The sequence below is a fragment of the Treponema sp. OMZ 305 genome, from assembly GCF_024181325.1.
Lineage (GTDB): Bacteria > Spirochaetota > Spirochaetia > Treponematales > Treponemataceae > Treponema.
In genome coordinates this window covers 373580-395098 of sequence record NZ_CP051300.1, presented here as the reverse complement: position 1 = coordinate 395098, position 21519 = coordinate 373580, and the positions used below count along the sequence as shown (strand labels likewise).

18 protein-coding genes and 2 pseudogenes are annotated in these 21519 nt (G+C 46.8%); 13 read left to right on the top strand and 7 right to left on the bottom strand.

Going from position 1 to position 21519, the window contains the following annotated elements:
* Window positions 1-105: 105 nt before the first annotated feature.
* The 5 genes from ABK01_RS01835 to thiD form a co-directional block, all read right to left on the bottom strand.
* The gene (locus tag ABK01_RS01835) at window positions 106-885 is read right to left on the bottom strand and encodes an ABC transporter ATP-binding protein (protein WP_253676031.1); all 780 of its coding nucleotides are present in this window, start codon (window positions 883-885) and stop codon (window positions 106-108) included.
* Window positions 885-2024 carry a FecCD family ABC transporter permease gene (locus ABK01_RS01830; RefSeq protein WP_253676029.1) on the bottom strand — a complete coding sequence of 380 codons (1140 nt, stop codon included), beginning with the start codon at window positions 2022-2024 and terminating at the stop codon, window positions 885-887. The genes ABK01_RS01835 and ABK01_RS01830 overlap by 1 nt, the downstream gene beginning before the upstream one ends.
* Before the next feature lie 128 nt (window positions 2025-2152).
* On the bottom strand, window positions 2153-4282 hold the full coding sequence (gene recJ / locus ABK01_RS01825) for a single-stranded-DNA-specific exonuclease RecJ (RefSeq protein WP_253676027.1): 2130 nt from the start codon (window positions 4280-4282) through the stop codon (window positions 2153-2155).
* 21 nt (window positions 4283-4303) lie between these two features.
* The gene (locus tag ABK01_RS01820) at window positions 4304-5635 is read right to left on the bottom strand and encodes a thymidine phosphorylase (RefSeq protein WP_253676025.1); all 1332 of its coding nucleotides are present in this window, start codon (window positions 5633-5635) and stop codon (window positions 4304-4306) included.
* A 23-nt stretch (window positions 5636-5658) separates the two neighbouring features.
* Entirely contained in the window at window positions 5659-6468 is an 810-nt protein-coding gene (gene thiD, locus ABK01_RS01815) for a bifunctional hydroxymethylpyrimidine kinase/phosphomethylpyrimidine kinase (protein ID WP_253676023.1), read from the bottom strand.
* Between the two features lie 725 nt (window positions 6469-7193).
* On the opposite strand from thiD, the pseudogene ABK01_RS11770 reads away from it, so the two are divergent.
* Window positions 7194-7484: pseudogene (locus ABK01_RS11770) on the top strand (hypothetical protein); the annotation flags it as partial.
* A gap of 387 nt (window positions 7485-7871) precedes the next feature.
* Window positions 7872-8192 (top strand): annotated as a pseudogene (locus ABK01_RS11765) (tRNA 2-thiocytidine biosynthesis protein TtcA); the annotation flags it as partial.
* 441 nt (window positions 8193-8633) lie between these two features.
* Here ABK01_RS11765 and ABK01_RS01805 read toward each other — a convergent pair.
* Entirely contained in the window at window positions 8634-10112 is a 1479-nt protein-coding gene (locus ABK01_RS01805) for a hypothetical protein (RefSeq protein ID WP_253676020.1), read from the bottom strand.
* Between the two features lie 292 nt (window positions 10113-10404).
* Between ABK01_RS01805 and infC the strand changes: the two genes are divergently transcribed.
* Genes infC through ABK01_RS01775 form a run of 6 tightly spaced genes read left to right on the top strand, consistent with a single transcriptional unit; the run spans window position 10405 to window position 12808 of the window.
* Window positions 10405-10926 carry a translation initiation factor IF-3 gene (infC, locus tag ABK01_RS01800; RefSeq protein ID WP_016522923.1) on the top strand — a complete coding sequence of 174 codons (522 nt, stop codon included), beginning with the start codon at window positions 10405-10407 and terminating at the stop codon, window positions 10924-10926.
* A gap of 15 nt (window positions 10927-10941) precedes the next feature.
* Entirely contained in the window at window positions 10942-11148 is a 207-nt protein-coding gene (rpmI, locus tag ABK01_RS01795; RefSeq protein WP_016522922.1) for a 50S ribosomal protein L35, read from the top strand.
* 24 nt (window positions 11149-11172) lie between these two features.
* Window positions 11173-11532 carry a 50S ribosomal protein L20 gene (rplT, locus tag ABK01_RS01790; protein ID WP_016522921.1) on the top strand — a complete coding sequence of 120 codons (360 nt, stop codon included), beginning with the start codon at window positions 11173-11175 and terminating at the stop codon, window positions 11530-11532.
* A 3-nt stretch (window positions 11533-11535) separates the two neighbouring features.
* Window positions 11536-12012 carry a cell division protein ZapB gene (zapB, locus tag ABK01_RS11760; RefSeq protein WP_371922016.1) on the top strand — a complete coding sequence of 159 codons (477 nt, stop codon included), beginning with the start codon at window positions 11536-11538 and terminating at the stop codon, window positions 12010-12012.
* A 2-nt stretch (window positions 12013-12014) separates the two neighbouring features.
* Window positions 12015-12353: a cell division protein ZapA gene (locus tag ABK01_RS01780; protein ID WP_253676018.1), complete on the top strand. Its 339-nt coding sequence runs from the start codon at window positions 12015-12017 to the stop codon at window positions 12351-12353.
* Window positions 12350-12808: a YaiI/YqxD family protein gene (locus ABK01_RS01775; protein WP_253676016.1), complete on the top strand. Its 459-nt coding sequence runs from the start codon at window positions 12350-12352 to the stop codon at window positions 12806-12808. The genes ABK01_RS01780 and ABK01_RS01775 overlap by 4 nt, the downstream gene beginning before the upstream one ends.
* Here ABK01_RS01775 and ABK01_RS01770 read toward each other — a convergent pair.
* Window positions 12747-14030: a GAF and HD-GYP domain-containing protein gene (locus tag ABK01_RS01770; protein WP_212565817.1), complete on the bottom strand. Its 1284-nt coding sequence runs from the start codon at window positions 14028-14030 to the stop codon at window positions 12747-12749. The two genes, ABK01_RS01775 and ABK01_RS01770, sit on opposite strands and share 62 nt — an antisense overlap.
* A gap of 183 nt (window positions 14031-14213) precedes the next feature.
* Between ABK01_RS01770 and ABK01_RS01765 the strand changes: the two genes are divergently transcribed.
* From ABK01_RS01765 to ABK01_RS11720, 5 genes are all read left to right on the top strand, one after another.
* A complete protein-coding gene (locus ABK01_RS01765; RefSeq protein WP_371922015.1) occupies window positions 14214-15653 on the top strand; it encodes an aminoacyl-histidine dipeptidase in 1440 nt (479 codons plus the stop codon).
* A 254-nt stretch (window positions 15654-15907) separates the two neighbouring features.
* Entirely contained in the window at window positions 15908-17329 is a 1422-nt protein-coding gene (locus ABK01_RS01760) for an alanine/glycine:cation symporter family protein (RefSeq protein ID WP_212565816.1), read from the top strand.
* 184 nt (window positions 17330-17513) lie between these two features.
* Window positions 17514-19430, top strand: coding sequence for a sodium-extruding oxaloacetate decarboxylase subunit alpha (oadA, locus tag ABK01_RS01755; RefSeq protein WP_253676014.1), 1917 nt, complete (start codon window positions 17514-17516; stop codon window positions 19428-19430).
* Window positions 19431-19611: 181 nt separating this feature from the next.
* Window positions 19612-20793: a glycoside hydrolase family 3 N-terminal domain-containing protein gene (locus ABK01_RS01750; RefSeq protein ID WP_253676012.1), complete on the top strand. Its 1182-nt coding sequence runs from the start codon at window positions 19612-19614 to the stop codon at window positions 20791-20793.
* Between the two features lie 401 nt (window positions 20794-21194).
* Window positions 21195-21479 (top strand): CC/Se motif family (seleno)protein, encoded by a 285-nt coding sequence (locus tag ABK01_RS11720; RefSeq protein WP_305880061.1) that lies wholly within the window; start codon window positions 21195-21197, stop codon window positions 21477-21479.
* Window positions 21480-21519 lie beyond the last annotated feature (40 nt).

Here is a 21519-nt window from a genome sequence, read left to right as displayed (position 1 = left end):
TTCCTCCTCAATAATTCCCTGATATAGGTAAATTGAATCTACAGAAAACCTTTCAAAACAGTCAAGGTTTTCTTCTATATAAATCAGACTGAAAAACAGGCCGGTTCATAACAGCGGAACGCAGCTTCGAATCTTTTCTCCGGTCTCCGTAACTGTCGTGGTGATCCGAACCTCTACGCCGTATGCTTTGCGCAGGTTTTCTTCAGTAACGATTTCGTCAACGGTTCCTTCCAGTACCTGCTTGTCTTTTGTCAGCAAAATAACCCTGTCGCAGCACAAAAAGGCATGATCAGGGTTGTGAGTAGTCATCAAAACTCCTAAGCCGGAGGCGGTGAGCTTTTTAATACTCTGCAATACATGAATCTGATTGCCGAAGTCCAGATTGGCAGTAGGCTCATCCATAACCAATAGGCCGGAGTTTTGCGCTAACGCACGGGCAATGAGAACCATCTGCCGCTCACCGCCGGAAATCCGGGTATACGTTTTTTCTCGCAGGTAGGAAATCTCCAACATGTTCAAAACCTGATCGACGATGCGGTATTCTTCAAGCCCCGGAGCCTCGAACGGACGCAGGTGTGCGGCACGCCCCATAACCACAACATCCGGCACGGAGTAAGGAAAGGGCGGCTCATGGCTTTGCGGAACATAGCCTACGCATTTGGCAAAATCCCTTGCGCGTATCCGGTCTCTGGGAACCCCGTCCAATAGTACCTCTCCTTCCAGCAATTTTAAAAACCCCAAAACCGAGCGAAAAACCGTCGTTTTTCCAATTCCGTTCGGGCCGAGAATGCACACAATTTCTCCTTGCCGGAGAGTCAGCGATACGTCTTTCAGAATCGGCGTTGTCCCATAACCGCAGGTAACATGTTTGAGCGTCAATTCCATTATGCGGCTCCTCTTCTTTTATAGAGAATAAAGATGAAGAAAGGCGCACCCAAAAGCGACGTCAGTACACCGAGCGGAATCTCATAGGCCATAAGCGACCTGCAAAAATTATCGATAATCAGCATGAAAAGTCCGCCGGTCAGCAATGACAGGGGAATCAACGTTTTATTGTTCGGCCCCACCAAAAAGCGTACCAGATGAGGAATCATCAGCCCCACCCAGCCGATTGTACCTGCAACGGAAACAACCGCTGCCGTGAGTAAGGTTGCGCAGATAATGCAAACTACGCGCACGGCGCCTACATTAACGCCCATCGCTTTTGCTTCATCCTCTCCGAAGGATAAAACGTTCAGCTTCCATCTCAGTGCAACGATCGGTACAATCCCAACGGCAAACGGAATAAGAAAAAACAATAAATCGCGATAGCTCACTTTAGCGATGCTGCCCATAAGCCAGTAGGTCATCTCCGGCAGTTGAGATTCCGTATCGGCAAGGTATTTGATGATGGATACCACTGCTTGAAACAGGGTGTTGACGGTCATACCGCACAGCACCAAAAGTAGAATCATATTACTGCCTCGGCCTATAGCCTTGCTGAGAAAATAGGACAGCGTAACCGCTATAATGCCCGTTACAAAAGCTCCTGCTTGAATCATAGCAGAACTTTGATTCATCAGCATCATAAAACACGCGCCGACACTCGCGCCGGCCGAGGCTCCCAGAATATCCGGAGAAACCATCGGGTTACGAAACAGACCTTGATACGTCGCGCCGGCCGCCGCCAGCGCAGCCCCCACCAGCATAGCCGCACAGATACGCGGCATCCGCACCAGCCAAACAACCGTATCCTCCGCCGTTCCCCATTTGGAAAATTCACCGGCGCCGTTTTTGATCCCGCCCCCGATACTTTGTAACACCCGCGCAGGACTAATTGAGTACCGTCCGATACAAAACGAAGCAATGAACGCCAAAGTCAACAGCGCAATCACTGCAATAAAGGCAATCAGCCCTTTTCGCTTGGATTGTTTGTATTCGCGAAGGAAACGTTCGTCTTCCGTATGCCCCACGCTCCCGGCTTTTTCGGGAATACGCGAGCCGATATCGGGATGTACAGTCTCCGTCCGGTTTTGGCTGTCCATATTCTCTCCTTTCGTTTGCCTCACGACAAAAGTTTTCAAGCAGCATTATTGCAAAAGATGCTTCTGAAAATAATACCACAATGATGGGGCTATCAAGAAACCTCAGTTTATGAACAGTCCTTTGAGCTTTATGCGCCCTGCGTCTTCCGCATATCCTGAATAACCATTTGAGGTACCGTATTGCCGTTAAAGGTATTCCGGCTTAGTGTGAATACGGCATCGATATTGTCGCCGATCTTAAATTCAACATTCAATTTATCCGCTGCCTGCCAATACACCGCTGTCCATTTATATGTTCCGCAATCGAACGTAAGACGCAAATGCTGCGGTTGGGTTTTCCCCATAATTGAGGCGGCGGTTAGTTTGATTCCTTTAGCGGCAAATTGCAGCGCCGGAAACCCTTCGCCGTAGGGTTCAAAGGTGTCGAGCACGGTTAAAAGATCAGGCGTTAAATAATCATGAGGGAGTTCCGCATCGATGGAAAGCGGAGGATTTTCGGAGTTTTCGTCAAATTCGATAGCCGCGGTAAATTCCTGAACTTTCTTTAAAAACGGCGCAAGTTTTTCCTGCATTAAGCTGAATCCTGCCGCAAATGAATGTCCGCCATAGTCGAGGAAAAAATCGGGATATGCTTCCGGCAAAGAAAGCACCCGATAGCCGCGGGCGGAACGAAGCGAGCCGACTGCGGTTCCGTCTTCCATAAGACAGATAACCATACTCGGCACGTTAAACTTATCCGCAAGCCTATTTGAAAGAATACCGGTAATGCCGCGGTGGATTTTATCGCTTACGACAACGGTAAGCTTTTCGCGGTATTTTGCAAGACTTTCCCGCGCAATCGGTTCGGCAATTGCCCAGCCGGTCTTTCCGAGTTCTTTCCGCTCCTCGTTCATTGCAATAACTGCATCTGCAAGTTCATTGCGTACCGCTGCGTTTTGCTCAAGAAAAAGTCTGATTGCCGTTTCCGGTTTCCCCATCCGTCCGGTTGCATTGATAACGGGCGTAATATTCCACGCAATATCGTTGGTTCCGATGTGCTTACCGATAAGCCCCTGTTTTATCATCAACTCGGAAAGACCGGCACGTGGCGCGGCATTGATGGCTGCCAGCCCTTGTTTTACCAATATCCGGTTTTCTCCGGTCAGCTGCATCAAGTCTGCAAGCAGCGAAAGCGCGACAAGCTGTAATTCGCTTTTTTCTTTTTCACCGTACATATTATGCGCTTGTTGAACGAGCGTAATAAAGATGTTGAAAAAGCCGTCGAGTTCGGACATCGGCGTGTCGTTGTACTTGCCAATCCGCGATAAATTCTTTAATCGCAAAAGGCTCATCTCGGCAAGCTGAGGCGCAATCTTTGCACATTCGAGTCTAAAATCGCTCACATAAAACTCAACCGACTTACCGAACACTTTTTCCAGCTGCTTGAGCTGCAACTCCTTATCCCAGACAAAAATCTGCTGTCCCTGCAAAAACCTGCCGAGCCGAGTATCGGAAAACGGAACCATACCGGGGATAATCGTTTCCGTGATTCGAGCTGTTTCAACTAAATTGACGGTATGGATCGCTTCCACTGCGAACGCATCGTTGACGGGGCGCACATTCAATAGGCAAATTTGCTGTTTATAAATGTCGAGAAGTCCGAAGCGCAGGGCGGTAACCACCTTCCACGCCGTAGCGCATCCCGAAAGGTATTCGTTAGGATACCCTGAGTCCGGCACCTTACAGTTAATGATGACTGCGGCATCGGGAAGCGTATCCTGCGGGGTGTGATGATCGATGACGATAACATCAATCCCTTTTTCCGCAGCGTAGGCGACTTCTTGAATATTGGAAATACCGCAGTCTACGGTAATGATGAGGGTACCGCCGTCGGCTTCATGTGCATCAACCGCTTCGCAGGAAAGTCCGTACGGTTCGTCGCCGGTGGGAATACGCCATGTCGTCGGGATACCTAAATCGGTAAGCGCTTCATAGAGCACGGTAACGGCGGTGATCCCGTCCACATCGCGGTCTCCGAAAATAAGCACCCGCTCCCCTTCTTCCTTTGCATCGAGTATCCGGTCAACGGCATCCTCCATATTCGTAAAAAGAAAGGGATTGTGCACATAGCGCAAATCGTTTTCAAGATGAAAAAACGCCTCGCTCCCTTCGGCAATGCCGCGCCGCAGCAAAATCGATGCAACAAGTGGCGTGCAGCCGTATTGCTGCGCCATGGATCGAACAATATTAGGGTCTATATCTTTTTTTTCCCAATTCACTGTATGGTACCGGAAGCGCGACTACAAGTCGGCCGCAGAGATTTCTTTGAACACTAACGGACGCATTTGCGGCTTCTCCGCTGCATACCGTATCGCTGTTTTGATCATATCGGAAGCGGTCGGAAGACACTCCGCATCCTTGCCGTACACATCCATGATGAGGTCGCCTTTTTTTACGGCATCGCCTGCGTGCTTATGCAGAATCATACCGGCATCGGGACACACCGCATCGGTAGTTTTATTGCGTCCGACCCCGAGATTGACTCCGGCAATACCGATTTTAAACGCATCGATATCTGCGATAAAGCCGTCTTGTTCCGCTTTAATGTGGCAGGTGTGCGGGCTGCGGCGCTTTCCGCATTCGGCAACAAACTGCTGCGCATTGCCGCCTTGCAGCGTAATATTTTCTAAAAATAGCTCAAGCGCTTTGCCGCTGCGAAGCGCCTCTTGCGCTTTTTGAATTCCTTCTTCTTTTGATACAGCTTTATGACCAAGCACGAGCATCCAGCCTGCAAGCTGTAGTGTTAAGTCGGTTACATCATGCGGTCCTGTGCCTTTCAGAACATTGTAGGTTTCTTCCATTTCCAAGAAGTTACCGACTGCATGTCCTAAGGGCTCATACATATCGGTTATCATCGCGATGACTTTTTTACCCATCGCGGTGCCGGTACCGACAAGGCTCATTGCGAGCGCTTCAGCTTCGGGCAGCGTTTTCATAAAAGCGCCGCTTCCGCATTTTACATCGAACACCAGCGCTTCGGCGCCTTCGGCAACCTTCTTGGAGAGAATACTCGCCGTAATGAGCGGCACCGATTCAACGGTCGCGGTAACATCGCGCAAGGCGTAAATCAGCCGGTCGGCGGGGACGATTTCTTTTGTCTGTCCCGTCATTGCAAAGCCGTTTTTTTTAATGTAATTTCGGAATTGTTCAACGGAAAGCCCGGTCTTATATCCGGTAATCGATTCAAGTTTATCGAGCGTACCGCCGGTGTGTCCAAGTGCACGACCGCTCATCATCGGAACCTTCACCCCGCAGGCAGCTACAATAGGGGCAAGCGGCAGCGAAAGCTTATCTCCGACGCCGCCGGTGGAGTGTTTATCGACAAAAGGACCTTCAATCCCCGACAAATCCATGACTGCTCCGGAATGCAGCATTACATCGGTAAGAACGGCGGTTTCATCAAACGTCATACCATTAAAGTAAACCGCCATCAGCCATGCGGCCATTTGATAGTCGGGAATCTCTCCGGCTACGTATCCGTTCACTAAAAAGGCAATTTCTTCCCGAGAGAGCGTTCCTGCGCCGGTTCCCCGAAACCCGCGCTTTTTCATAATGATATCAACTGCACGCATGTTTTTCTTCCTCTCTTAATTTCTTAATTGAAGGCTTTTCGCCACGCAGCGGGATTGCCCGGTCCTACCCACCTATTGAGGGCAAAACCGTTCCGTAAACTTAACGTAATAAATTTCTTTGCGCGGAGAGCTGCTTCGTAGGGTTCAAGTCCGAAGCCTAAGCCCGCAGTAATTGCAGCAGCAACGGTACAACCGCAGCCGTGAGTCCATTCGGTTTTAATCAGCTCCGCTTCAAGATGCCGGAATTCCTTGCCGTCGTAAAAAACATCGATGGAAGTTTCCGCATCTTTCAATTTGGAACCGCCCTTAATGAATACATACGGTACTCCCATATCATAAATCCGTTTTGCAGCCTCTTTAATTTCTTCCAACGTCGAAGGCGTATCGATATGGGCAATTTGCCCTGCTTCAAACACATTCGGTGTAATAATCTTTGCAAGCGGCAACAGTTTTTTAATAAGCAGCTCATTGATTTCGGGATTAAGCGGCAGATTTCCGCCTTTACAAATCATTACCGGATCAAGAACGTAGTTTTCTACCTTATATTTACCGAGATATTCGGCAGCAAGTTCGATTGCATAAGGAGTTGCCAGCATTCCCGTTTTTGCCGCATCAACGCCGATACCGGTAAAAATAGTTTCGAGCTGAGCCCTCAGTGAATCTTCGCCGATCGGGAATACTTCATGGTTCCAATCCTTGTGGGGATTCATGGTAGCAACTAACGTAATCGCTGCCATACCGTATCCGCCATACTCTTGAAATGTTTTTAAATCCGCTTCAAGCCCTGCTCCGCCTGATGCGTCGGAACCGGCAATTGTCGCCAATTTTATCATTTTACACTCCTATAAAAAGTCAAGAAGAAAGTGTCAACTTTCGATTGACTTTTTACGCACGTTCGCAACGAAGTGAGAACGTGCAGATGATATACAAGTTTGCGCTTAAGCAAACTTGGGTAAATAAAAGCCTGAGCTATTTGTATGGCTTTTATTTTACACTCCTCAATTATGAAAATATCTGCGAGTGAGAACTATATCACATTTACCCGTTAAGTCAAGATCGTTGCGAGGCTGGGATTCTGGGCTCAGAGCACAGAGTTGCTTTTTACTGCCTGTTAGCCTATAATAATAAATACCACATTATGCCGATCCGATGTACCGCACTCCCACCGCACCAACCGCATTATCCCAAAGCGCAACTCCCAGCTTTTAAAAATAGCCTTTTGCAAAGAGGCGGTGTAGATGCTAGGAGTGTACAAAAAACACCCGCAGGCGTACTTGTTGTACGTCGAGGACTGTTTTTTGTGAAGCGACAATGCAGATATACCGCATATTTGCAAAAGGGGCTTGACATAATGGTAATCAGCGGTACAATCCTCACAGCTCGAATACTCTTTAGATAGTTTTTTTTATCTACTTTTTACACACAGCATTATTTTTTCTCATTATGTCCTGTCCTCTGCCGTAATGCGCAGCAGGTAGTCTGGTTCGATACCGGATAATCGCCATTTTTTCTCACAGATTTGTAATCATCACTATTGTATTATTATTAGGAGAAAATTATGAATATACATCTATATAAAAACACGAAGCGCTTATGTTGGTTAGCAGGTGTGCTGCTGCTTGCATCGCTGGTAGTCGGCTGTAAGCCGACTGTAAGCGGGCCGGAAACATATACAGTAACATTTTCACACGGCAAACACGGTACATTGGAAGCAACCGTAGGCGGGAAACCTTTTACCACCGGTACAGTGGTGCAAAAAGGCACAACTGTTGAGTTTACTGCAAAGGCTCTCGCTGGCTATACAGTAGACACATGGACGGTTAATGGTACTGCCGTACCGAAGAATGCATCCACTTCTTATAGCCACAGGGTAACGGCAAAAACAACGGTAACGGTATCCTTTAAGGTTAAAACGCCTCAGGATGAATCTGACAAAACCGTTCAGTATACCGTAGAACACTGGCAGCAAAATACCACAGACGATAAGTACACCAAGGTTGCAGGCGATACCGTAACCCAAAAGGGCAAAGCAGGTGAACCCACAAAGGCAGAAACAAAAACGTACCATGGTTTTACGGCAAAAAAAGTTACGAATAAGCCAATAGCTGCAGACGGTTCGACGGTTATAAAAATTGAGTATGATAGAAACGAAATCACCCTTACGTTCAATCTTGACGGAGGAAATAGCAACGGCAAGACTGATTCGGTAACGGTAAAAGGAAAATACGCGCCTGCCACATTCCTTGACGATATCCTCGAAACGGCGCTGATGAATGCGCTGACGAAAGGAGAGCTTGCAGCAATGCCTTCGATACTGAAGTTCGATAAATTCCCGTTGACCTTTATCCGTCCGCTCTGCCTTGCCGACATCCCGATGATTGTGCGTCATGCAGAAATGCAGGGCTATATTTCTTCTACCTGTACATGCAGTTATCAGGATAATTCAGGCAGAAAAACCGCTCGTTCCCGATTGGATAAGCTTACGGACGGTAACTATGAGTTAAAGCGTAAGCTCTTCGATGCGTTGCGGAATATAAATACGGCGTACCTACCCTAGTAACACCTTTTGAAATATACGGCGCATCTACTGGGTCGCTCGTTCAGCGAAGTACGTCCGTGTACTTCGCTGAACACAAGTTTGACCATTGTCAAACTTGATTCTGCTTAATACGAGCGGCATCCGTGCCGCCGCTCAACGTATCAAAACTGCCAAGGATGGCAGTGGTTTTATACAGGAGCGAGATTTGTGTTATGCACAAATCTCGTCGTTAAGCAGTTGTACACGGATGTACAACTGCTTAACAGTCTATTTCAAAAGGCTTACGGAAAGTTTTTTCAAAACCGTAGGGTAAACACATCAGATAGAATCGGTAAGAACGCAGAATAAATAAGCTGTGAGACCATTTGAGCCGCATAGCGGCGAAATTCTGGTTGAACAGCTTATTTATTCTGCGGGGTATTCAAAAAGTGTCTGATGTGTTTACCCTACCAATAGTCGCTATTTTGCGATGCGCGATGCGGCGCTGATAGTGCGGTGATGTTCTTCCCATGGAGAGGCAACACGGTTTACATCGGAAACGACGAGGAAGCACTGGGTTGCCTTGCCGAACCAGTCTTTATTGGTTGCATCTTTGCGGAGTACATACTGGCATTTTTTCCCATCGGTAGAGAACGAGCGGCATCCGTTTACCGGCTTGCCTGTTGCATCGATCATTGAACCTGAATCGCGATAGTATTCTTCTCCCGGTACGTCAAAATAGAAGTATGCGTTTTTAACCCGAGAATCGTTAACCGAAAAGATAATCTCTATTGTATCGGCGTCACGAGAGACGGAGCGAATAACCGGCATTGCCAGCGCTTGCTGTTCATTCTCCGCTTTTGCAGAGGGGACAATAAACGAAGTCTTTTTTGATTTCTCCTTTACTGTTTTACCCGCCGCACCTGTTACTGCTTGTCCGTCGATACCGGTTACATTTAATTCTTTTTCAAACGGCTTTTGTCCTGCAAGGGTAACCGATGCAAACCACTTTCCAAGAGCAGCTGCTCCTTCGCCTTCACCTGCAGCAAGATGCTTCAGCGTCAATAATTTATCTTTTTTATTGATCTCCAACAGCCCTTTCGCATTTTTCTCGTCAAGGCTCCACATATCAGCAGGGGACGCAAAAAACGCTTCATGGAAATCTTGAGCGGTAAGGGCTCCTTTATATTTTGCGAACATAGTAACAAACATTTTTCCGGCGCCTTTGTGCTGTTTAGAAACAAAAGAGGCATCAGCCTGTTCAATCATCCATAAAATATCCGTAATTTGAGCAGCGGCAATATGGGCAGCCGATCCTTTTGTTTCGGCTTTTTTGTTTTCCGACTGTTTTGCAGGAGCCGCTTTAGCGGCAGTGTTTTGTTTGTCAGATGCCGTTTTAGCGGTTTCTTTTTTGGCTACCTCTGCAGTCGTGCCTTTTTTCTGTGTTTTTTCCCCAACAGCTTTGGATTTTGATGTTTTTTGTTCTGTTTGTCCCTGTTTGGAAGACTTCGTTTGAGTGTTTTTTGCAGCCGATGCACCGGGTACATTTGACTTTGCTGGTTTCTGCTGCGCCGAACCCTGTTTAGCGGGCTTTGTCTGAGTATTTTTCACTTGAGAAGCTGTTTTGCTTTTAGCAGCGCTTCCCGATTGAGCTGTCGTCTTTCGAGGTGTTACCTTCTGAGCGGGCACTTGCGTTGACGTAGGCGTTTTTGCTTCAGCTTTTTGAGACTCGTTTTTTTTAGGTTCGACCTTTTCTGAATTGGAAAGCATAGCCGTAGTAGCCGAGTTTTGCATTGTTTCGGATTTGTTTTCAGTCTGTGTTGCCTGTGTATCCGAGGCAGAGGCTTTTGCAGTTTCTACGGGTGTCGGTTCGGGTTTTTTATCCTCCGGAGCAGTTTTACAACCCGCAGCAATTATTACTAAGCCGAATAAGATAAACGGTATCAATGATTTTTTCATTCGAAATCCTCCTCAGCGGTAAGGCGTATAAAAAACAAATAGTCTTATGAGATATATCGGTAATTATACCAAAAAGTCTAAGAAAATGCCAGAAGGAATCCCAGCCTCGCTCTGCGCCCATTTCTACTTGAAATATATGGGTTATCTGCTGCGTTGCTGCCAAAAACAGCCGGATACGTTTGCCATGCTTATCTTGGATACTAATCTTGACATATTCAAAGAAAATTCGATATACTTATGACCTATAACTTTATTTTATGTGCATTAAGAAAAGTGTACTGGAGGAGAATAGTTGGCGGAGAATAAAGGTTTGCGGATTAATGAACAGATCCGTGTCCGCGAGGTTCGTTTAATTGATGATGCAGGGGAGCAAAAGGGCATTGTTTCCACCCTTGAAGCTCTTAGGATGGCTCAAGACGTTAATCTTGACCTCGTTGAAGTGGCTCCGCAAGCGGATCCTCCCGTTTGCAAGATCTTAGACTATGGAAAGTATCGTTTTGAATTGGAAAAAAAGCTCCGTGATTCCAAGAAAAAACAGAAGCTGCAAGTTCTCAAAGAAATTCGTATGCAGCCTAAGATAAATGACCATGATCTATCTTTTAAAGCACGGCATATACAGGATTTTCTTGATGACGGCGATAAAGTAAAAGTAACAATCCGCTTTCGGGGGCGGGAGTTAGCCCATACCGAGCTGGGGCTGGACGTATTAAATAACGTACTGGCAAAACTCGGCGGAGATTTAACGGTAGAAAAACCTCCGGCAATGGAAGGGCGCACCATGTCAATGACATTAGCGCCCAAATCAAAGAAATAATTTACGAGGTGTACTATGCCTAAGATGAAGAGTAAGAGTGCCGCAGCAAAACGTTTTAAGTTTACCGGCAGCGGTAAAGTAAAGTACAAGCAAATGAATTTGCGTCATATTTTGACCAAGAAATCCCCGCAACGCAAACGCGATTTGCGCAAAGCCGGAATTTTAGCCGAAGCTGACAGCAAAAAAGTAAGAAAGCAGCTGCTTCCTTATGGCACCAATTAATTTTTGATTATTTAGGAGAATACAATGCCGAGATCGTTATGTTCAAATAAACGCATCCACAGACGCAAGAAGATTTTAAAGTTAGCAAAGGGATTCCGCGGACGCAGAGGTACAAACTATAAAGCTGCAAAAGATGCTGTTGTAAAAGCGCTTACCCATAGCTTTGAAGCACGCCGCGACCGCAAAGGCGATATGCGCCGCTTGTGGATCAGCAGAATAAATGCCGCTGTTCGTGCGGAAGGAATGAGTTATTCACGCTTTATCAATGGAATGGCAAAAGCGGGTATCACTTTAAACCGCAAAGCCTTATCCAATATGGCTATCGAAGATCCGGTCGCTTTTAAAAGCGTGGTAGAACAGTCAAAAAAAGCATTAGGAGCCTAACGTATGTTAAACCTCGATCAAATTAAACAGCTTGAAGCAAGAGTCTCAAAAGCGATTGAGCTGATGCAGACACTCAAAGATGAGAACGATTTATTAAAACTTGAACTGCACGATCGCCAAAAACGAATCGAAGAGTTGGAGAATATAGTACTTGTCTTTAAAAACGACCAAGCTAAGATCGAGGAAGGCATCATCAATGCGCTCAATCACTTGAGCGCATTCGAAGACACCGTGTATCAAGCGGCGAATTCCACCGCGGCATCTGCCATATATGGAACAGCTCCGGCAGCGAGCGAATCTTCGGTAAGTGAGGCTGCGGAAACACAGGAAGAAACATCGGCGCCTGTTGTAACGGAACAACCGGAACCCATAGCGGGTGAAACAGCGGAGACGCAAGCCCCTGTTTCCACACCTGAAACAACAGTACAGTCGGCTCCGCAAGAATCTGTAAATCATTCCAATCAACTGGATATTTTTTAACGATGGCCGAACGCAAAGGGCGGTTGCAAATCGATCTGTTAGGTACGTCATTTGCGCTTGCGGCAGACCAACCCGCTGAATATTTACAGGCCATCTATAATCATTATAAAAAAGTCGTATCGGAGGTTCAGCAAACATCCGGCGTGAACGATTCTTTGCGTGTTGCGATTATCGCCGGTATTCTGCTTTCGGATGAATTGAGCAAAGAACGGCTTAATCCGCAAGGAACACTTCCGCAAGACGAAACAGAGGTTTTAATTGAGCAGTCGGCACGAAAAATGATCGAAGATATCGATTCGATTATCTACTCGCTTGCTCCGTCAAACGATGAACAAGTATGACCCTCTTTGTCGATGCGGACTCCTGTCCGGTGCGTATCCGCGAAATTATTTGTAAAACGGCAAAGCGACTGCAAGTTAAAGCTGTCTTTGCCGCTAACCGTCTTATTCCTATTCCGAAAAATTCTTATTGTACCTCGATTATAACCGAAGCCGAAGATCAAGCAGCGGATATGTACATCCTTGCCCATGCTGTGCAAGGGGATATGGTTGTTACCCGTGATATTCCGCTTGCAAAACAACTTGTCGATGTGCATATCAGGGTTATTAACGACCGCGGTATTGTATACACGCCTGAAAATATCGGAGAACGTTTATCTATTCGGAATTTTATGTATGAATTATCGGTAAACGGACTTGCTCCCCAACGGACAAAAGCGTTCGGCAAGAAAGAAATTATGGAATTTGCTCAAGCGCTTGACCGTGAGACGCAGCGGCTTCTGAAAAATGTTCCTTGATGGCTTTAATTCTCGGTATAATTTCCAAAAAAGCATCGGTAATTTCGGGGTCGAATTTTACACCGCGCAGCCGCCGTATCTCTTCCAAAACTTTATCATCAGTCCATTCTTCTTTATAAATCCGTTTGCAGGAAAGCGCATCGTAGACATCTGCAAGTGAGGTAATACGGGCGCCAAGCGGAATTTCTTCACCAATAAGCCCCTGTGCAGCAGTGTGCGTACGGTTGTATTTTACTATTGCGCCGGTCTCTTCAGCGATATGCCCGGGATAACCGGTTCCATCCCAGTTTTCATGGTGCCGCAAGGCAATATCCCGCGACATAGTATCAACCGCCGAATTTCCCGACAAAAATAATTTTGCTCCGCGCCATGTATGGCTCTGCATAATTTGATATTCTTCCGGTGTGAGTTTGCTGGGCTTTTTAAGTATCAAATCCGAAATTCCGATCTTTCCGACGTCATGCAGCATAGCAGCGATTTTAAGTGCATCTCGGAATTTTTCTCGTTCATGCCGGTTGATATTATGGTTAAACGCCCAGCGGTCATAAATTTCTACTGCATAGTTAGCAACCCGATGTACATGTAACCCCGTCTCCCGCGGATCATGCAGCTCAGCCATTTGCACCATACGAAGAATCATCTCGCGAGTTAACGATGCGTGCATAAGCGTTGCGGCAGCATTTGCTGCAAAATGAGAGAGAAACATTTCGTCGTCGGAAGTAAAGGCGCAGATATGGCCATGTACGTCTAGCGCATTGATCATTTGCAGGACGCCCAATACATTGCCGGAAATCGCAATTAACGGCATCGTCAACGTCGATACTGTTTTATAGCCTGTCGCAACATCGCTGACCGTACCGAATTTATACTGTTTATCGGGAGAAATAGCATAGACATTCGGTTCATTAATCAACTGTCTGGTCATCGCAGCCGAACCTGCAATAGTCGTGTTATTGATTGGAAACGAAAAAACATGAAACGGAAGCTTTTCTCCCGGCTTTAATCGCTTTTGTAGCGTTTCGTTTTGGGCATAATGAATAACCAGATGATTCCCATCTACCAGATAAATGGAACCTGCGTCAGCATTTAAAGCCTGCCGTGCCTCAGTTAATATCCTTTCCAATAAAATATCTTTATCGCGAATACTGTATAACCGGGATGTCGTTTGCATAATGTCAAACAGAATTTCTTCCCGTGTCCTCACTGCCGACATCGTATCCATAACATTTCCTTTCCATTTATAAATTAATAATATAGAGATTCTGATAATATCATCTAAAATACGATGTGACAATACGGACGGACACCCTGTAACATTCGTAAAATTATGATACACTGAAAGGAACTCTAAGCGATGTTTCGATGGTTTAGAGAAATCCACTATTTCCGCTCAGGAGGAACAATTATGACTATAGAAAACATTCAACCCAAAGAAGTATTCCATTGGTTTGCCGAAATATCGGCTGTACCGCGCGGTTCACACAACGAAAAAGCCATCAGCGATTTTTTAGTACGCTTTGCAAAAGAACGTTCGCTTGAAGTGTATCAGGATGAAGCGCTCAACGTCATTATCAAAAAGCCCGGGACGGCAGGATATGAAAAATCCCCGACGGTGATATTGCAGGGTCACATGGATATGGTCTGCGAGAAAACGGCGGATTCTAATCACGATTTTTTGAAAGACCCGATCAAGTTGATTGTAGACGGCGACAATCTCCACGCCGACCGCACAACGCTCGGCGGAGACGACGGCATCGCGGTCGCGTATGCGTTGGCAATTCTTGATTCCAAGTCGCTTGCACATCCGCCGCTTGAGGTCTTAGTTACTACAACCGAAGAAGTCGGCATGGACGGTGCGCGAGCGTTAAAAGCCGACCATTTGCAGGGGAGGATTCTGTTCAATATCGATTCCGAAGAGGAAGGCGTCTTTTTAGTCAGCTGTGCAGGCGGCGCCAATACCCATATCGATTTTAAGATTGAAACGGAACCGTTGAAGGGGCAGGCGCTCTCCATCAAAGTCGACGGGCTACTCGGCGGGCATTCCGGTATGGAGATTATCAAGCAGCGTGCAAACGCCATCAAACTGCTGGGGCGGATTTTGTCCGCAGTAAAGGCGGAGCAGACTGTGCATATCGTGTCCATTTCAGGCGGCTCGAAGCATAATGCCATTGCAAAAGAAGCGCAGGCAATTATCACCGTCGAGGATGCCGCCCGCGCACAAGCAGCCATCGCAAAACTTGCCGAAGCAATCAAAGCGGAATACCGCGTTGCCGACAAAGATATCCGCATCACAGCCGAAGCGGCGACGGCTCTGCCTAAGATGATGTATAACGGCACGGTCAGCGGCGGCATCATAGACTTTATGACAATGGTTCCCGACGGGGTGCAATACATGAGTATGGATATCCCCGGATTGGTACAAACCAGCTTGAATAACGGTATCCTCGCCGTCGACGGAGAAACCTTGACATTTACGATTTCGGTGCGCAGCTCGGTGAAGAGCGAACTGGATGAAATTGTGCAGGTGCTGCAGCTCTGCGCGGAGCGTACCGGCGGCGTCTTTAACAAGGTGTCGGAGTACCCCGCGTGGGAGTATTCACCGCAGTCTCGCGCCCGGGATGTTGCCGTAAAAACATACAAAGACCTTACCGGAAAAGAGCCGATTGTGTCCGCCGTTCACGCAGGGCTGGAGTGCGGTCTTATCAAAAAGACCATCCCCAACATTGACGCCGTCAGCTTCGGTCCGAATTTATACGATGTCCATACCCCAAATGAGCATTTGAGTATTTCCTCAGCCGAGCGGATGTGGAAATTTATCGTTAAACTGCTGGAAAATATGCGGTAAGAAATATAATCCAATGGAATCAACAACCCCGATGCGGATCGTCGGGGTTAAATTTTCCGCACGAATAAATTATTAATTGGGACATTCTAAAAACCTACCGATCGACAACTCTTTATAACGCTCTCTTACTTATTATTCATTTTTTAATTTTATTAAAAATATTTATAAATAGATAAAAAAATAATTATATACTTGCGAGCACCGACAATATATGATACGATATTCAAAGATTATTAATTGGAGGTTCTATTTGTATGGAAGCGTTTTTACAAAATCTTACTAATTTAGTTGGCAGCATAAACAGCTTTGTATGGGGCCCGTATTTCCTCATTCCCCTGCTCTGCGGAACAGGGTTGTTTTTCACCCTTCGACTCAAAGGCGTACAATTTTCAAAGTTCGGCGCCGGATGGCGCAGACTTTTCAGTAATTTTTCATTAAAAGGAGAAAAAGCGGGAAAGCATGGGATGAGTTCTTTTCAAGCTGTCGCAACCGCTATTGCCGCACAGGTAGGAACCGGTAACCTAGTCGGTGCAATGACTGCGCTGATTATGGGTGGCCCGGGAGCAATCTTTTGGATGTGGCTTGCCGCATTGGCAGGTATGGCAACAAACTTTGCCGAGGCTTGTATCGCACAAGTTTACAAAACAAAAGATAATTCAGGACAGACAGTCGGCGGCCCTGCATATTACATTTCCCGCGGATTAGGAAATACGGGCTTTGCAAAATTCCTTGCGGCGTTCTTTTCCATCGCAATTATCCTCGCGCTCGGATTTATGGGTAATATGGTTCAAGCGAACTCAATTTCCGATGCGTTTTTAAATGCATTCTCCGTCCCCACATGGATAACAGGAGTTATCCTTGCCGTTATTGCCGGTATCATTTTTATGGGAGGTGTAAAGCGTATCGCTTCCGTTACCGAAAAGGTTGTTCCGTTGATGGCGATTGTTTATATTATTGTCGGAATCATCGTTATTTTGATGAATGCGTCCAATATTCCGGCAATGTTCGCGATGATCTTTAAAGGGGCATTTAACCCGAGATCTGTTTGGGGCGGAGCTTTAGGTTTCGGTATGGGACGTGCGGCCCGTTACGGTATTGCACGCGGTCTTTTCTCCAATGAGGCAGGTATGGGTTCAACGCCGCATGCGCATGCAGTTGCAACCGTAGACAGCCCCGTTGAACAGGGTGTATTGGGAATTGTCGCCGTCTTTATCGACACCTTCGTTGTTTTGAATATTACCGTTTTTACCGTACTCAGCGCAGGAATTATCAAGTTTGAAAACGGGCAGCCGGTAATGAAAGGTATTCAGCTGGTTCAAGAGGCGTTTTCACAGCATCTTTTCGGGCACACTTTCGGTTACCTTTTTATTGCAATCTGTTTATTCTTTTTTGCATTCTCCACGATTATCGGTTGGTATTATTTTGGCGAAACCAATATCCGGTATCTGTTCGGCTCAAAAGGCTTAGTACCATATCAACTGTTGGTCGTAGTATTTATCTTTTTAGGCAGCTTGCTGAAAATCGATTTAGTATGGGAATTGGTAGACTTCTTTAACGGTATTATGGTTATCCCGAACCTTATCAGCTTATTGTTGTTGAGCGGTACCGTTGCGGCTGTCTTGCATGATTATAATGCGGGTAAACCGTATGACGTCAATAATTATATCAGAAAGTAACTGAATTTTAAAACGCACCAATCCGCCGATTAGTCTTTGCTCGGATTAGTCGGCGCGATTCATCCGTATCTACCAAAAACAGCTCTCTTAAAATAACCTGTCAAAAAACACCTTGCAAAAACCACCGATAAACAATATCATTATAAACCAATGTTCAATGTATGAACCGCATAGGAGTAATGGTATGGCACACAAAGTTCGGATTTCCGATCTGGTATTACGGGATGCGCATCAGTCTTTACATGCAACGCGCATGACAACCGCAGATATGCTGCCTATTTGCAGCAAGCTGGATAGCGTCGGATATTGGAGTTTGGAAGCATGGGGCGGAGCGACGTTCGATTCATGTATCCGTTTTTTAAATGAAGATCCGTGGGAGCGGCTGCGCTCTTTGCATAAGGCGCTGCCGAATACTCCCATTATGATGTTGCTGCGCGGACAAAACTTATTGGGTTACCGACACTATGCCGATGATGTCGTCGATGCGTTTGTAAAAGCTGCTGCCGATAACGGTGTCGGGGTGTTCCGTATCTTTGATGCGCTCAATGACCCGCGCAACCTTAAACGTGCGGCGGATGCAGCAAAGAAAACCGGTAAGCATGTTCAAATGGCGATCTCCTTTGCGACGACCCCGTATCATACTATCGAAAAATATGCGGAACTGGCAAAAACGTATACGGAATTCGGCGCCGATTCCATCTGTATTAAAGATATGGCAGGGCTTTTAAAGCCTTTTGATGCATTCGATTTAGTAACGGCAATTAAGAAAAAGACAAGCATTCCTATCAATATTCATACCCATGCAACGACGGGACTCTCCGTAGCGACACTGCTGAAAGCGGCGGAAGCGGGAGCTGATATTTTGGATACCGCGATTTCATCGATGTCGATGGGAACCTCGCATAGTCCGACCGAAACGATGGTAGAAATTTTCCGCGGTACCGAAATGGATACCGGTTTGGATATTAACCTGCTCCTCGAAATTGCGGCCTATTTCCGTGAAGTGCGCAAACATTACGCTCAGTTTGAATCGAGCTTCCTCGGTGCAGATACCCGCATCCTCGTGTCGCAGGTGCCGGGCGGTATGCTTTCCAACCTTGAAAATCAGCTGCGCGACCTTAAAGCCTCCGACAAAATAGATGCAGTCTTAAAAGAAATCCCGATTGTTCAAAAGGACTGCGGCTATATTCCGCTTGTTACCCCGACCAGCCAGATTGTCGGTACTCAGTCGGTGTTTAATGTGCTGTTCGGACGGTATAAAAAACTGACCGCAGAGACCCGCGACCTGCTTATCGGCCGGTATGGTAAAACTCCCGCTCCGTGCAACGAAGAACTGGTAAAAATCGCTTTGGCAGAAGCAAAAGTAGAAGCCCCTGTAACAGCGCGTCCTGCCGACCTCATTCCCAATGAGCTGGATAAAATAAAAGCCGAAGCAAAAGAAAACGGGGCGGGCAATTCCATCGAAGATGTTTTGACTTACGCGATGTTCCCCAAGGTTGCGCCCAAATTCTTTAAAGAGCGCAGTAAAGGCCCTGTTGTGTTTACGGCACCGACGGCAGAGAAAAAAGTAGCAGGCAGTGCAAGCAGCGGCTCGTATACGGTAACGGTAAACGGAACCGATTATGCGGTTTCTTCATCTAACGGAATATTCACCGTAAACGGTACTGATTATGCAGTGAGTGTAAAAGAGAATGCATCCGCCGCATCGGCTCAAAAAGTAGCACCGGCATCAAAATCGGCAACGCCCGCAAACTCAGCTTCGAAAGCAGTCGCCCAACCAGCTTCGGCATCGACGACATCGGCAACCCCTGCCGCAGCGCAAGCAGCACCGGTTTCTAAACCGGCAGTACAACAGCCTGCTGCATCCGCACAAACTTCAGCCGGAACAGGCGGCGAAAAACTTACCGCTCCCGTTGCCGGTACCCTTCTCCGCTACACTGTTGCGGAAGGTGCAACGGTTAGCGAGGGACAAACGGTTATCATGCTTGAATCGATGAAGATGGAATTGGAAATCAATGCGCATAAGGCGGGCATTATTCACTTTGTGGCTGCAGCCGGTACGCAGGTAGCAGAAGGCGACTCACTCGCAGAAATCCGTTAACAGCCGCTCTGCCGGTAATGGACAAAGATATTCGCTTCTCCGGTACCGCTTTTTTATGTTATCGCTAAAAAAAATACGCTGCAGCTGTTGTATGACGGCTGCAGCCGTTTTCGTTTTTACCCTTTCCGCTTTATTTGCGCAGTCTCGCAATCTCACCGTATCAACAGCCGCCTCAGAATATATGGCATCATCTCAAAATGAGGAAGCTCTCCGTGCCATTGTTTCGAAGCTTTCGCTTGAAGAAAAAGCAGCGCAAGTATTGATGGTCAATATCACAGGGAGCAAAACGGCGGATGCAAAAAGCATCGCATCGTTCAAGGGAACCGTTCCGGGCGCAGTGCTTTTATTTGGCTATAATATCGCGGACACGCCCCAAGCAGTTGAAGACTTTTTGGAATCGGCAGTACAAGGTTTTCAGGAAGCGGCGCGCCATTCAGGTCATACTTTTATCCCGCCGCTTTTTGCGCTCGATAACGAAGGCGGTACCGTGTACCGAACCCGCCGCATCACCGCCCCGCTGCCCGCTGCAGAGGAAATCGGCAAGCGTTTTTCCGTCGAGGAAACGGAGGAACTCTACCGATTGTTGGGACAGCAGATGCGGGAGCTTGGTTTGCATCTTAACCTTGCACCGGTTGCGGAAGCAGGAACGGAAGACGTTGCAACGGCGCTTGGTACGAGGACATTCAGCTCGGAACCGGAACAAGCAGGGCAATACGCCGCCGCTGCAGTACGGGGTATGCAGAACACCGGTATTCTTGCAGCGGTCAAACACTTTCCCGGCAACAGCGCCGCGGATTTACACAAAGGCGCTGCCGAATTAACCGTTGACTATGAAACCTTCCTCAGCCGCTATTGCTCAGCATTTCAACCTTCAATTACGGACGGCGCAGCGGCGGCGCTCATTTCCCACATTACGGTACCGGCAGTCGAAGCCGCGCCGTTCTGTTTTTCTGCAAAGGGAATTGCCCTACTCCGTAATGTATTGGGCTTTTCCGGCCTTATCATCACGGACGATATTGCAATGCAGGCATTAAACCGGAACGGCGCTTCGCCCGAAGAAAACGCCGTGCGTGCAATCGCAGCCGGCTGCGACATGGTTATGTGCTCGCTGTCTAAGATTTATCCGTTGGTTGAAGCCATTGCCGAAAAAGCCCGCACTGATACTGCGTTTGCAAAGCGGCTTGACGAAGCGGTACTGCATGTTTTAACTGCCAAGCAAAAAGTGCAACTCATCGATACAAGCAAGCCCATTGCTGCCGACAACTTCTTTATACCGCATACACCGGATTGGGAAAAATTTCGACACGCAAAAGAAGCCGCCGTCGTATATGAAAGAAGAAAGGTAGATGCATCAGACGAGTAAATATAAATCACAAAATCGGGAGATTGGGCAAGCATTTGAAGCGCGAAGAAGTTCAACTCTGCTTGAACAGCCTCCCGATTTTGTGGGGAACCTTAAAAAAAATGCCCGATGCGTTTACCCTGATATTTTTTCAATAGATTTGACGAAAAGTAAAATTTTTTTTATATTACTTTCAGAAACTAGGAATAAATCCTATAATTGAAAAATTTCTTTAATGTTTTAATATATTGAAGAAAAAGGAGTGTAAACTAAAATCCGTACAAATAGCACGGCTTTTAGTTACTCAAGTTTGCTTAAACGCAAACTTGTATATCATAAGCACGTTCTCACTTCGTTGCGAACGTGCGTAAAAAGTCAATCGAAAGTTGATACTTTCTTCTTGACTTTTTATAGGAGGAACTATGACAGTTACTGTTGATGAAAAAGCAAGAGCTTTTCTTGCAAAACACAATGAAACCAACGTGTATACCTATTTAGGCGGATGCCGCACGTGAGGCGGCGTCGTACCTCAACCGGCCGTGTTTGCCGGTTCGCCTGATTCGCTCGATGACTACGACACCTATACTGCTGACGGTATTACCGTCTATGTACGCAAGGGCACTCAAACCGAAAACGGCACACTGACCGTTACAGTGGTTAAGATGCTGTGGATGGATTCTTTAGCAGTAGAAGGGATGGCATATTAGCCGCTGAAATTATCCCCGCAGGATGAACGCCTTCGGGGAT

Excerpts from the sequence above, each read along its gene's own strand:
- rplT (WP_016522921.1), top strand. The coding sequence starts at position 11,173 with ATGCCGAGATCGTTATGTTCAAATAAACGCATCCACAGACGCAAGAAG.
- ABK01_RS01750 (WP_253676012.1), top strand. The coding sequence starts at position 19,612 with ATGGCATCATCTCAAAATGAGGAAGCTCTCCGTGCCATTGTTTCGAAG.
- ABK01_RS01820 (WP_253676025.1), bottom strand. The coding sequence starts at position 5,635 with ATGCGTGCAGTTGATATCATTATGAAAAAGCGCGGGTTTCGGGGAACC.
- ABK01_RS01765 (WP_371922015.1), top strand. The coding sequence starts at position 14,214 with ATGACTATAGAAAACATTCAACCCAAAGAAGTATTCCATTGGTTTGCC.
- ABK01_RS01775 (WP_253676016.1), top strand. The coding sequence starts at position 12,350 with ATGACCCTCTTTGTCGATGCGGACTCCTGTCCGGTGCGTATCCGCGAA.
- oadA (WP_253676014.1), top strand. The coding sequence starts at position 17,514 with ATGGCACACAAAGTTCGGATTTCCGATCTGGTATTACGGGATGCGCAT.
- ABK01_RS01805 (WP_253676020.1), bottom strand. The coding sequence starts at position 10,112 with ATGAAAAAATCATTGATACCGTTTATCTTATTCGGCTTAGTAATAATT.
- ABK01_RS01780 (WP_253676018.1), top strand. The coding sequence starts at position 12,015 with ATGGCCGAACGCAAAGGGCGGTTGCAAATCGATCTGTTAGGTACGTCA.
- thiD (WP_253676023.1), bottom strand. The coding sequence starts at position 6,468 with ATGATAAAATTGGCGACAATTGCCGGTTCCGACGCATCAGGCGGAGCA.
- ABK01_RS01830 (WP_253676029.1), bottom strand. The coding sequence starts at position 2,024 with ATGGACAGCCAAAACCGGACGGAGACTGTACATCCCGATATCGGCTCG.
- ABK01_RS01770 (WP_212565817.1), bottom strand. The coding sequence starts at position 14,030 with ATGGATACGATGTCGGCAGTGAGGACACGGGAAGAAATTCTGTTTGAC.
- rpmI (WP_016522922.1), top strand. The coding sequence starts at position 10,942 with ATGCCTAAGATGAAGAGTAAGAGTGCCGCAGCAAAACGTTTTAAGTTT.
- ABK01_RS01835 (WP_253676031.1), bottom strand. The coding sequence starts at position 885 with ATGGAATTGACGCTCAAACATGTTACCTGCGGTTATGGGACAACGCCG.
- zapB (WP_371922016.1), top strand. The coding sequence starts at position 11,536 with ATGTTAAACCTCGATCAAATTAAACAGCTTGAAGCAAGAGTCTCAAAA.
- ABK01_RS01760 (WP_212565816.1), top strand. The coding sequence starts at position 15,908 with ATGGAAGCGTTTTTACAAAATCTTACTAATTTAGTTGGCAGCATAAAC.